Source organism: Flavonifractor sp. An82, from assembly GCF_002159265.1.
Taxonomy (GTDB): Bacteria; Bacillota; Clostridia; order Oscillospirales; family Oscillospiraceae; genus Flavonifractor.
Genome location: NZ_NFHG01000006.1, coordinates 144337 through 156464 on the forward strand (window position 1 = coordinate 144337; position 12128 = coordinate 156464).

The window sequence follows — 12128 nt, forward strand, 5'->3', positions numbered from 1 at the left end:
GAAGGATAAGCGGCAAACGCTTTGGAAAGGAGCGCTCCATGGCACGTCACGGTTTTATCCACGACAAACTGGATATCAAGTTTCTCATCCTCTATATCATGGCGCGGGTGGCGGCCCCCATTGACTTTCACGCTCTCACCGATCTGACCATGTGTGACGACGGGGTGGACTACTTTGAGTTTGCCGAGGCGGTCTCTGAGCTGGTGGAGACCGGACATCTGACCCTGGAGGAGGAGCTCTACGCCATTACGGACAAGGGCCGGGCCAACGGTGCGGCCTGCGAGAGCAGCCTGCCCTATACCGTCAAGCAGAAGTGCAATGTCCGCCTGGCCAAGGTCAACGGGATCCTCCGCCGCAATGCCCAGGTGCGCTCCAGTGTGGAGGACCGGCCCGAGGGGGGCAGTGTGGTCAAGATGGAGCTGGACGACGACAAGGGCAACCTGTTTACCCTCCAGCTGTTCTGCGGCACCCGGGAACAGGCCCAGCGGATGGCCGATGGCTTTCGGGAGGAGCCGGAACGGGTCTATCATGATGTGATTGCCGCGCTGCTGGACTGGGAGAAGAACCGATAAATTTTTCGCGGCAGGGGAAAATAATAGTTGACAAACCAGGTCCAGGCCGCTATAATAATCAAGCAGTCTTTTGACGGGGCTGTGTTTTGCGGATGTGCTGGAACTGGTAGACTGGCTAGCTTGAGGTGCTAGTGGCCCACGGCCGTACGGGTTCGAGTCCCGTCATCCGCACCATATGCGCGAGTGGTGGAATTGGCAGACTCGCTAGATTCAGGTTCTAGTGTGCATTACGCACGTGCGGGTTCAAGTCCCGCCTCGCGCACCAAAAAAGAAAGACACGACGTAAGTCGTGTCTTTCTTTTTTGGATACTCCAAGAGATCAAATCTATTTGTACGGCCCGCAGCTGGGGCCGCGATCATCCCGGGAATGGAGGAACAGGACCATGAATGAGAAGGAAGTAGGCGAGCTGCGCCGCCGGTTCAAGGGGGACAAAAGCGCCATCACCCATGTGCGCGGATGTTATGTCAATGAAAAGCGGGAGATCGTCTCCCAGTTTGACCAGTCTCTGGCCCTGATGAGCGAGGAGGAGAGCGAGAAGCTGCTGGCCATTCTCCGCCGCACCCTCTCCGGCGGTATGGACCGCAACCTCATCGACGTCAGCTTTGCCACCCGCCAGGTGGCCGAGGGGGAGGAGCACAAGCTGCTCATGGCCCTGCGGGACTCCGGCCTTCAGAATGAGGAGGCGGTCCAGACCTTTTTCCAAAAAGCCATCGGCAGCCTGGACCTGGAGGGCAGCTATCTGATCCTGCTGGCCCATGACCGCTACGACGTGCCCTATCGCGCCAAGGACGGCGAGACCCAGAAGGACGCCTCGGAGGAGGTCTATTCCTACATCCTGTGCAGCATCTGCCCGGTGAAGCAGACCAAGCCCGCCCTCAGCTTCTACGTGCGGGAGAACCGCTTCTACAACCGGCAGGCCGACTGGCTGGTGTCCCCGCCGGAGCTGGGCTTCCTGTTCCCCGCCTTTGACAACCGCACCACCAACCTGTACGACGCCCTCTACTACAATAAGGACGTGGGGGAGAACCACCAGGACTTTGCCCAGGCCGTATTCTGCACCCAGATCCCCATGCCCGCCCAGGCCCAGAAGGAGACCTTTCAGGCCATCCTGGGGGAGACCCTGGGGGAGGAGTGCAGCTATGAGGTAGTGCAGGCGGTCCACGACCAGCTGCGGGAGCTGGTGGAGGAGCACAAGGAAAACAAGGAGGAGGAGCCCCTGATGGTGTCCAAGGGGGCGGTGAAATGCGTGCTCCAGTCCTGCGGCGTGTCGGAGAGCCATATCAACGCCTTTGACAGCCGCTACGATGACAGCTTTGGGGAGGACACCCGCCTGAGTCCCCGCAATCTGGTGGACGCCAAGCAGGTTCAGGTCTCCATGCCCGATGTGACCATCAAGGTTTCCCCCGAGTACAGCGCCCTGGTGGAGACCCGCACCCTCAACGGTAAGAAGTACATCCTTATCCCGGCGGAGGGAGAGGTGGAGGTCAACGGGGTTCCCATCCATATTGAGGACTGACAGCCTGGAACAGGGAATTGCATCTTTCGGCAAAATAGGGTACAATCAACCTAATCACTCTTCCAGGGAGGCCGCGTCAATGGGCATTTTCAATCCGGAGAATGGAATCTACCGCTATACAGAGAAACTGGTGGATCTGATCCTCCTCAGCATATTCTGGGTGGCCTGTTCGCTGCCTCTGGTGACGCTGGGACCGGCCACCGCCGCGCTGTACAACACCGTGGTCCGCTGCATCCGCCATAATGAGCGCAACAGCTGGGGGATGTTCTTCAGCACCTTCAAGAGCAATCTGAAGGTGGGCGCCCTCACCAGCCTGGTGGTGATCCCGGTGGCGGTCATTCTGATCTTCCTCTATGACCTGCTCTACCAGTCCGCCCTGCTCAGCAGCACGGGGTATGTGCTCTTCTATGCCTATCAGATCTTTCTGCTGCTGCCGGTGGGGGCGGCCTGCTACCTCTTTCCCGTCCTCTCCCGGTTCACCTTCCAGGTCAGCGGACTGCTGGTCACCTGCGCCAAGCTGGCCATCGCTCACCTGCCCAGCACCATTCTGCTGGCGGTCATCTTCTTTGCGGCGTTGACGGTGTGCTCCAATATGATCCTCTTCCTGTTCCTGCTGCCCACCATTGTGGCGCTGCTCCACTCCTTCCCGCTGGAGCGGATCTTCAAGCCCTATATCGACGCCCAGAGAGGGACGCCGGAGGAAGAGGAATAAATCCATCAAAAAAGTGCCTGCTGCATATGCAGCAGGCACTTTTTGTTCTTCTTGCAGGGACTCAGCGCAGCACAGCGCCCAGGTCCTTCTCCAGGGCGGCCAGGATGCTCTTCACATCCTCATCGGCCTCCTCGCTGGTGAGGGAGCGGTCGTCGGCACGGAGCACCAGGTTGAAGGCCACGGACTTCTTGCCCTCATCCACGCCCTTGCCGCGGTAGATGTCGAAGAGCTTGCAGTCCTTCAGCAGGCCCTTGGCCCCCTTGCGGATGCACTCCTCCAGCGCGCCCACGGTGACCGCCTCGTCGCACACCACGGCGATATCACGGGTGACGGCGGGGAACTTGGGCAGGGGGACGTACTCGGGATCGGCGCCCTTGGCGCACATGAGCTGGCCCAGGTCCAGCTCAGCGCAGTAGAACTGGGCGTCCACGCCGTAGTTCTGAGCCACCAGGGGATGGATCTGACCCATGACGCCAATGGGTTGGTCACCGGCGTACACGTCGGCCACCCGGCCGGGATGATAGGAGGGGTTGGTCACGCAGGGCACCTCAAAGCGGATATCAGTGGCCCGCAGGTCCTTGAGAATGGCCTCCACGCAGCCCTTCAGGGTGTAGAAATCCATGTCATCGCCGTAGGCGCCCATGGACAGGACCTTGTTCTCCACCGCCAGGCCGTCCTCGCCGCCGGGCAGGTAGATGCGGCCCACCTCGTACAGGCGCACGTCCTGGTTGCGGTAGTTGTAGTTGCGGGTCAGGATCTCCAGCATGGAGGGCAGGACGGTGGTGCGCATGATGGAGGTGTCCTCGCCCAGAGGGTTGAGGATCTTGAAGGATTCCCGACGGGGGTCCTTTTCGTCCCAGCGGATCTTGTCGTAGCAGGTGGGGGAGATGAAGGAGTAGGTGATGATCTCATCATATCCCATGGAGCGGCACATAGAGCCCAGCTGACGCTCCAGCAGCTCCTCCTCGCCGTAGCCGCCCAGGGTGGTCTGGCCACGCATGAGGGTGGTGGGGATGTTGTTGTAGCCGTGGAAGCGGGCCACCTCTTCCGCCAGGTCGGCCATGCCGATGACGTCGCCGCGCCAGGAGGGCACGGTCACCTGGTCGCCCTCCACCTGGAAGTCCAGCTTCTTCAGGATGGACACCATCTCAACCTCAGAAACATCGGTGCCCAGCAGGCCGTTGATCTTCTCAGGCTCCAGCTTGAGGACCCGGGGCTGGGGCACATAGTTGAGGATGTCGATGGTGCCGTCCAGCACCTCGCCGGCCCCCAGCAGCTCCACAAGCTCACAGGCGCGGTTGACGGCGGGCAGGGTGTTCAGGGGGTCCAGGCCCTTCTCAAACTTGGCGGAGGCCTCGGTACGCATACCCAGGGCCAGAGCGCCCTTGCGGATGCAGGTGCCGTCGAAGCAGGCGGACTCGAAGACCACGTCCACGGTGTCGTCTACGATCTCGCTGTTCTCCCCGCCCATGATGCCTGCCAGGCCCACGGCCCGGGTCTCGTCGGCGATGACCAGGTGGTTGGCGTTGAGCTTGCGGACCTGTCCGTCCAGGGTGGTGAGCTCCTCGCCCTCGGCAGCCCGGCGGACAATGATCTTGCCGCCCTTCACATAGCGGTAGTCAAAGGCGTGCATGGGCTGGCCGTACTCCAGCATGACATAGTTGGTGATGTCCACGATGTTGTTGATGGGACGCACGCCCATGGAGCGCAGCCGCTCCCGCATCCACTTGGGGGAGGGGGCGATCTTCACGTTGCGTACCATGCGGGCGGTGTACCGGGGGCAGAGATCGGCGGCGGCGGTCTCCACGTCCAGCAGCTCCATCAGGCTGCCGTTGCCGCCGCCCTTGACCACGGGCTCGTGGAGGGTGAGGGGGGCGTCAAAGGTGGCGGCGGCCTCCCGGGCCAGACCAATCACGCTGAGGCAGTCGGGGCGGTTGGGGGTGATCTCAAACTCCACCACGTGGTCGTCAGCGCCGATGATGGGCTTGATGTCGTCGCCGGGCTTGATCCCCTCCTCGTTGAGGATGAAAATGCCGTCCTCGATGCAGTGGGGGAACTCGGCCTGCTGGGCGTGGAGGTCGGTCAGGGTGCAGATGGTGCTGCTCTTGGTATTGTAAGCCACCAGATCCCCCTCATGGAGGTTGGGGCAGGTGGTGGACACAGAGACGGAGCCGTCGCCGGTGTCCAGGGTCACATCATAGGCGGAGTAGCCGGTGGTGGTGACGGCGGTCACCTTGGCGGCCACCACGGGGCCATAGATCTTGTGGCCGGGGGCAATGTCGGCGGGGATGGAGGGCTTGTCCTTGTCCAGGGGGTGATAGTCGCCCAGAATGGCGGCGGGGACAATGGTGGCGTAGGGGAAGTCACGGGTATCCAGGCCCAGTTCGGCAAGGCCGCAGAACATGCCGTTGGACACGGCGCCACGCAGCTTGCCCTTCTGGATCTTCACGCCGCCGGGCAGGGTGGACTTGTGGAGGGCCACCGGCATCAGGTCGCCGGGGTGAATGTTCCAGGCGCCGGTGACGATCTGGATGGGCTCATCCTGAGCCACGTCCACCTGGCAGATCCACATGTGGTCGGAGTCGGGGTGCCGCTCCAGGGACAGCAGCTTGCCCACCACCACATTGGAGATCTCCTCCCCCAGGTCGTGAGTCAGCTCCACCTTGGAGCCGGACAGGGTCATAGCCTCAGCAAATTCCTTGTCGGAGGCAGTCACAGTGACAAATTCATTCAGCCATTTTCTGCTCAGATTCATTGTTTCTACACTCCTTTCTCAGAATTGCTCCAGGAACCGGACGTCGTTCTCGAAGATGAGACGCAGGTCGGCGATCTTGAAGCGGCGCATGGCGGTACGCTCCAGGCCGATGCCGAAGGCCCAGCCGGAGTACACGTTGGGGTCGATGCCGCTCATCTCCAGCACCCGGGGGTGGATCATGCCCGCGCCCAGCAGCTCGATCCAGCCCTCACCCTTACAGGTGGGGCAGCCCACGCCGCCGCACTTGTGGCACTGGACGTCCATCTCGCAGGAGGGCTCGGTGAAGGGGAAGTGGTGGGGACGGAAGCGGGTCTTGGTGCCCTTGCCGTACAGCTTTTCCACCACGGTGTTCAGGGTGCCCTTCAGGTCGGCCATGGTGACGCCCTTGTCGATGACCATGCCCTCCACCTGATGGAACATGGGGGAGTGGGTGGCGTCCACCTCGTCCTTGCGGTACACCCGGCCGGGGGCAATGATGCGGATGGGCAGCTCCATGGTGTCCATGGCCCGGACCTGCATGGGGGAGGTCTGGGAGCGGAGCATCACACGGCTGTCCTCGTCAAAGTAGAAGGTGTCGGACCAGTCACGGGAGGGGTGGCCCTCCTCGGCGTTGAGGCGGTCGAAGTTGAGCTTGGCCAGCTCCACTTCGGGGCCGTCCAGCACGGTGAAGCCCATACCGATGAAGATCTCCTTGATCTCGTCCAGGGCGATATACATGGGATGACGGTGGCCGGTCTTGACGGCCTTGCCGGGGACGGTGATGTCCAGGGCCTCCGCCTTCAGCCGGTCCTCCAGGGCCTTGGCCTCCAGCTCCTTGCCCTTGGCCTCCAGGGCGCTCTCCAGGGCGGCGCGCACCTCGTTGGCCAGCTGGCCCATGGCGGGGCGCTCTTCGGCAGACAGCTTGCCCATCATCTTGAGCACCGCGGTGAGCTCGCCCTTCTTGCCCAGGTACTTGACCCGCAGGGCGTCCAGGTCCTGAGCGGTTCCGGCGCCCTCAAAGGCAGCCAGCGCCTCCCGGCGTATGGTTTCCAGTGTTTCCTTCATATTCGCAGCTCCTTTTGCAGTATTTACAAATGAAAAAAGCCCTCCATCCCAAATCACTGGGACGAAAGGCAAACCTTCCGCGGTACCACCCGCATTTCCCGCGCACAGCGGGCACTCTGGCCCCGATAACGTGGGGCGAGACCGTCCCTGTCTCCAGGGCCGCTCCAGGACGAACCGAACGGGCCAACCCCACATCCGCTTTCAGCCGGTGACGGACGCTCTCTGCTGGGCCGGGGGCCGCTCTTTTTCCCTTCTTCGCATGTAAACCTATTTATAGCACAGATTGACGAAAAGCGCAAGATTAAAATTGACTGGGCGGGGCGGACAGCATATAATGGGGACGGTCTGGCGGGAGGAAAAACGGTCCCGCCGGGAAACGAGAGATACCATGGAACAGGAGCGTGGATGAAAATGCGAATCGCCACAGCGCAGCAGATGCGTGAGATCGACCGGATCACAATTCAGGAGCGGGGAGTGCCTTCCACCCAGCTGATGGAGCGGGCGGCCGCGGCGGTGGCCGAGGAGGTTATGGCGCTGACCGGAGACTGTGCCGGCCGGGTGGTGTGTTTCTGCGGGCCGGGCAACAACGGCGGAGACGGCGTGGCCTGTGCCCGACAGCTGCTGGAGGCGGGCTTTGAGGTGCGGTGCGTCCTGGTGGGCAGCCATGAGAAGATGACCCAGGATACCCGGGCCATGGAGGTCAAGCTGGCTGCGGCGGGCGGAAAGCTGGAGATCTTCCAGCCGGACGACCCGGATTTTGCGGCCTGGTGCCTGGAGGCGGACGCCATGGTGGACGCCATCTTCGGTATCGGACTGAACAGCGATGTGCGTGGGGACGCCCTTACCGCCATCCATATGATGAATACCTGCGACATCCCGGTGGTGTCCGCTGACATCCCCAGCGGAGTGGAGAGCGATACCGGCCGGGTACTGGGCGCAGCGGTACAGGCCGCCCGTACGGTGACCTTTACCCTGCCCAAGGCGGGCCACTTTGTAGGCAAAGGCGGCCTGTGTACCGGCAGGCTGACGGTGGTCGATATCGGCATCCCCAAAGATCTGGTGGACGCCCTGGACTGCCCGGTCCAAAGTGTGGATGGAGGGGACGTGGTTCTGCCCCGCCGCCCGCTGGACGCCCACAAAGGGGATTTCGGACGCTGCGCCATTCTGGGGGGCAGCGTGGGCTACACCGGCGCCCCGGTGCTGGCGGCCCAGGCGGCGGTGCGTACCGGTGCCGGTCTGGTGTCGCTGGGGGTGCCCACGCCTATTTGGGTGGTGGCTGCCGCCAAGCTGGATGAGGCCATGCCCTACCCGCTCCCGGCGGGGAAGGAGGGGCAGCTCTCCCTGGAGGCAGGGGAGGCCATCCACCACAAGCTGGCGGGCTGTGGCGTGTGCCTCATCGGCCCGGGCCTGGGCCGGGGCAACGGTGTGTCCGCCGTGGTGCGCCACCTGCTGCGGGAGGTCCACATTCCGGTGATCCTGGACGCCGACGGCATAAACGCCCTGGAGGGACATATAGATATACTGGACGCGCGGCAGGGCCTCCATACGGTGCTCACTCCCCACGACGGGGAGTTTGCCCGGCTGGGGGGAGACCTGTCCGACGGGGACCGGCTGGGTGCGGCCCGGAGCTTTGCCGTGGAGCACAGCTGCTGTCTGGTGCTCAAGGGACACCGGACCATCACCGCCTTCCCGGACGGTACTGCCTACATCAACACCACCGGCAACCCCGGCATGGCCAAGGGGGGCAGCGGCGACGTGCTGGCAGGGGTGATCCTGTCCCTGCTGGGCCAGGGTCTGCCCGCCCGGCAGGCGGTGCCCATGGCGGTGTGGCTCCACGGAGCGGCGGGCGACCTGTGCGCGGAGGAGATCGGGGAGTACGGCATGACCCCCACCGATGTGGTGGCCGCCCTGCCCCGGGTCCTGAAGGAACACGTGGAATAAAGGGGGAACGGCCGTGCGCCGCCGAGGGTGTGTGTGCGTACTGACGATGATCCTCTGCCTGGCCCTGACCGCCTGCGGCGGCGGAGCCACCGGAGCGGAGCAGCTGGCCCTGGACATCCGGGGAGAATACCTGGCCATGGAGGGCTGTACGGCATCGCTGACCGTCACCGCCGACTACGGCCAGCGGGTCTATGAGTACGGCATGGATCTGGAATACCGGCGGGAGGGTGAGAGCGTGTTTACCATCACCAGCCCGGAGGCTGTGGCCGGAGTGACCGCCCGGCTGGAACAGGAGGGCGGAAGCCTGGAGTACGACGGGGTGCGGGTGGAGACCGGTCCCCTGGACGACAGCGGCATGAGTCCCATGGACGCGGTGCCCGCCCTGATGCGTTACGCCGCTGAGGGCTTTATGGCCGAGTGCGTGATGGAGGAGCGGGACCAGGGGCAGGTACTGCGGGTGATCTGCCGGGACCCGGACCATCAGGCGGGGGAGGGGCAGGAGTGCTCCCTCTGGTTTGATCCGGACAGCCACGCCCTGCTGCGGGGGGAGCTGTCCCAGGACGGGTACACGGTGATCCAGTGTGTCTTTTCCGACTTTCAGCCCATGGGCTCCGCTGGAGAAGATTAAAAAAACAGGAGGCGCTTAGGCGCCTCCTGTTTTTGGCTTAAAATGCGGTGGGACCGTTGTCGTCATCGTCGCCGGGCGCGGCCTGAGCCACTTCCTGCTCCAGGTCGTCCAGCTCGGACAGACGGCGGCGCAGCTCCTCCCGCTGCTGGGCGGTCATCTCGTTGACATGCTTGTCGAACTGCTCCTCCCGGCGGCGCTGGGCCTCCTCCTGGTACTTGCGCTGGAGCTCCACGCCGTGCTTACGGCCCTCCTCCAGCGCCACGGCGCCCTTTTCCACCAGAACCTTGCCGGCCTTGCCGGCCTGCTCTGCAGCCAGGGCCACCAGACCCACGCTGGCCAGACCTACGTCCGCCAATACCTTGCCGATACCTTCCACCATAGGAATAACCTCCTTTATCATACCCGTTGAGGGGGACCCAATGGTCCGTTGATTTGCGCGTTGTATTTATAGTATATCCGAAAGTGGCCCAAATGTCTTGAGGAATCTATGAACATTAGATGAAAAATAGATGAAAGTGGGATCAGGTTCGGGGTTGTGGCGGCGGCGGCAGCGTAGTATAATGAGAACGGCGCAGTCTGCCCATGGGCGGCAACGCCCTTTTGGTATCTGACGCAGATACCGCGTATCTTATGGCATTAAGAGGATAACCGATGAAACAGACGCAGACAAGGACCTGGACGGAGATCGATCTGTCCAATCTGGAACATAATTACAGAGCCCTGCGGGCCATGCTGCCTCAGGGCTGCCGCTTTCTGGGCGTGGTGAAGGCGGACGCCTATGGTCACGGCGCCGTGCCGGTGGCCAGGCGGCTGGAACAGCTGGGGGCTGAATACCTGGCGGTGGCCTGCCTGGACGAGGCCATGGAGCTGCGGCAGGGGGGGATCACCACCCCCATCCTGATCCTGGGCTATACCCCCGTCGAGCGGGCCAACACCCTGCTGGACGGCGGCATTACTCAGACTGTGTACGATCTGGATATGGCCAAAGCCTTGTCGGACGCGGCGGTGGCCGCAGACAAGACCCTGAAAATTCATCTCAAGGCCGATACCGGCATGTCCCGGCTGGGCTGGCTGTGCGGCGGCGATTCCCTGACGGAGGCGGCGGACGCCATCGCCCAGGTGTGTGCCCTGCCCGGCCTGGAGGCGGAGGGGATCTACACCCACTTTGCCAACGCCGACGGGGACGAAGATTACACCATGCTCCAGTTCACCCGCTTTTTGGACCTGCTGGAGGAGCTGAAGGGCAGGGGGATCACCTTTGCCATCCGCCACTGTGCCGCCAGCGCCGCGGCCCTCAACTTCCCCTGCACCTATCTGGACATGGTACGGCCGGGCATTGCCCTGTACGGACACTATCCCGACCCCTCCTGCGAGGGGCTGGACGGCCCCGGCCTGCGGCCGGTCATGACCCTCAAGACCCGGGTGGCCTCGGTGAAAACGGTGCCCGCCGGGACCCCGGTGAGCTACGGCTGTACCCATGTGCTGGACCGGGAGACCAGGCTGGCCGCCCTCACCATCGGCTATGCCGACGGTCTGCCCCGGCTGTGCTCCGACAAGCTGGAGGTGCTCATCAAGGGCCAGCGGGCCCGTGTGGTGGGCCGGATCTGCATGGATATGTGCATGGCGGACGTCACCGGCCTGGACGTGGAGCCAGGGGACGAGGTGGAGGTGTTCGGCGAGCACCTGCCCATCGAGGATATGGCGGCCATGGCGGGCACCATCCAGTACGAGCTGCTGTGCGCCGTGTCCCCCCGGGTCCACCGGGCCTATCTGGACTGAGGCACCGGCCCCGGCATCCGGGCATACAATGGGCCGGGGGAGAAAGGCCCGGCCAGACGGCGGGTGGCCGACCTGCCCCGCGAAATTTTGCAGGGCGGGTATAATTCCCGCCGCCCCGTGGGAAAATCATAGTGACCGCGTTACATAGGCCTCCGGTCGTGTGACGCTGGTGACTATTTTCCGGCGGAGTGTGAGCTTTTGTGGATAACAGCGTAAAACGCGGAGACATTTTTTATGCCGATCTGAGCCCCGTGGTGGGCAGCGAGCAGGGAGGCGTGCGGCCGGTGCTCATCGTGCAGAACGATGCCGGCAACCGCCACAGCCCCACTGTCATTGCGGCGGCCATCACATCCCAGACCGGCAAGGCCCGTCTGCCAACCCACATCGAGCTCTCAGCCAACACCTACGGGCTCCCCAAGGAGTCGGTGGTGCTGCTGGAACAGATCCGGACGCTGGACAAAAGGCGGCTGAGAGAGCACATGGGACGGCTGGACGAAGCGCAGATGCAGCGGGTGGATAACGCCATCGCGGTCAGCTTTGGCCTGCACACGGGAACCATGGTTTGAACACAAGAGGGGGGAGTCGCCCGCCGGGCGGCTCCCCGCCAGACAGGAGGTACATATGAAACAGAAGAAGTGGCCGGTCCGGCTCATTTCCGGCGGTCTGATGACCCTGGCCCTGGTGGGGGTGGCGGTGGCTGCCGGACAGCAGGGCAGCAAGAACGACCCCCTGGTCACCCTCAGCTACCTGAACGACCAGGCCCTCCCCGCCATTCTGGAGCAGGTGGACGACAAGGTGGCGGACAAGCAGACCGAACTGGAGAAAAAGCTGGACGCGGTGGTGGACGGCTATGTGCAGGAGGTGGAGAGCAAGCTGAACGGCTCCTCCGGGTCCTCCTCCGGCGGTGTGTTCCAGATCGTCAACCTGAAGGCGGGACAGACAGTGGTGGGCACCGCGGCCTGCGAGTTTCTGCTGCGCTCCGGCACAGCGGTGTGCGTATCCGACTCTGCCCCCGGTCTCATCGATACCACGGCGGGCTCCACCCTGTCCGGCGGAAGTGCCCTGACTGCCAACCACCTGTATCTGGCCACCATCGACGGCCGGGGGGTGAAGGCCTCCACCGATGTGACCATTATGGTGCGGGGGAGCTATACCATTCAATAAGATAAAAGAAACAAAA

Annotated in this window: 11 protein-coding genes and 2 tRNA genes; 10 read left to right on the forward strand and 3 right to left on the reverse strand. The window is 63.2% G+C overall.

Translation table 11 applies throughout. The annotated features are described in order from the left end of the window. Positions 1-38 precede the first annotated feature (38 nt). From B5G34_RS08745 to B5G34_RS08765, 5 genes are all read left to right on the forward strand, one after another. Complete coding sequence (locus B5G34_RS08745; protein WP_087336172.1) at positions 39-572, forward strand: DUF4364 family protein; 534 nt, start codon at positions 39-41, stop codon at positions 570-572. 88 nt (positions 573-660) lie between these two features. Then, positions 661-746: transfer RNA gene (locus B5G34_RS08750), tRNA-Leu, on the forward strand. 3 nt (positions 747-749) lie between these two features. After that, positions 750-837, forward strand: a tRNA-Leu gene (locus B5G34_RS08755). Positions 838-955: 118 nt separating this feature from the next. Next, on the forward strand, positions 956-2089 hold the full coding sequence (locus B5G34_RS08760) for a DUF4317 domain-containing protein (protein WP_087336174.1): 1134 nt from the start codon (positions 956-958) through the stop codon (positions 2087-2089). 79 nt (positions 2090-2168) lie between these two features. Then, the gene (locus B5G34_RS08765) at positions 2169-2801 is read left to right on the forward strand and encodes a DUF624 domain-containing protein (RefSeq protein WP_087336176.1); all 633 of its coding nucleotides are present in this window, start codon (positions 2169-2171) and stop codon (positions 2799-2801) included. A gap of 61 nt (positions 2802-2862) precedes the next feature. On the opposite strand, the gene pheT is transcribed toward B5G34_RS08765, so the two are convergent. Both pheT and pheS read right to left on the reverse strand, forming a co-directional pair. After that, positions 2863-5556, reverse strand: a complete 2694-nt coding sequence (gene pheT, locus B5G34_RS08770; RefSeq protein WP_087336179.1) for a phenylalanine--tRNA ligase subunit beta — start codon at positions 5554-5556, stop codon at positions 2863-2865. Between the two features lie 18 nt (positions 5557-5574). Continuing rightward, entirely contained in the window at positions 5575-6600 is a 1026-nt protein-coding gene (gene pheS / locus B5G34_RS08775; RefSeq protein WP_087336180.1) for a phenylalanine--tRNA ligase subunit alpha, read from the reverse strand. 405 nt (positions 6601-7005) lie between these two features. On the opposite strand from pheS, the gene B5G34_RS08780 reads away from it, so the two are divergent. Both B5G34_RS08780 and B5G34_RS08785 read left to right on the forward strand, forming a co-directional pair. Then, the gene (locus B5G34_RS08780; protein WP_242956936.1) at positions 7006-8541 is read left to right on the forward strand and encodes an NAD(P)H-hydrate dehydratase; all 1536 of its coding nucleotides are present in this window, start codon (positions 7006-7008) and stop codon (positions 8539-8541) included. 13 nt (positions 8542-8554) lie between these two features. After that, entirely contained in the window at positions 8555-9169 is a 615-nt protein-coding gene (locus tag B5G34_RS08785; protein WP_087336184.1) for a hypothetical protein, read from the forward strand. Positions 9170-9206: 37 nt separating this feature from the next. Here the strand turns inward: B5G34_RS08785 and B5G34_RS08790 are convergent, their stop codons facing one another. Beyond that, a complete protein-coding gene (locus B5G34_RS08790; protein WP_087336186.1) occupies positions 9207-9548 on the reverse strand; it encodes a hypothetical protein in 342 nt (113 codons plus the stop codon). A 272-nt stretch (positions 9549-9820) separates the two neighbouring features. On the opposite strand from B5G34_RS08790, the gene alr reads away from it, so the two are divergent. The 3 genes from alr (at position 9821) to B5G34_RS08805 (ending at position 12112) form a co-directional block, all read left to right on the forward strand. Beyond that, positions 9821-10948, forward strand: coding sequence for an alanine racemase (gene alr / locus B5G34_RS08795; protein ID WP_087336187.1), 1128 nt, complete (start codon positions 9821-9823; stop codon positions 10946-10948). Between the two features lie 200 nt (positions 10949-11148). Further along, positions 11149-11514, forward strand: coding sequence for a type II toxin-antitoxin system PemK/MazF family toxin (locus B5G34_RS08800; protein ID WP_087336190.1), 366 nt, complete (start codon positions 11149-11151; stop codon positions 11512-11514). Between the two features lie 55 nt (positions 11515-11569). Beyond that, on the forward strand, positions 11570-12112 hold the full coding sequence (locus B5G34_RS08805) for a hypothetical protein (RefSeq protein ID WP_087336192.1): 543 nt from the start codon (positions 11570-11572) through the stop codon (positions 12110-12112). Positions 12113-12128 lie beyond the last annotated feature (16 nt).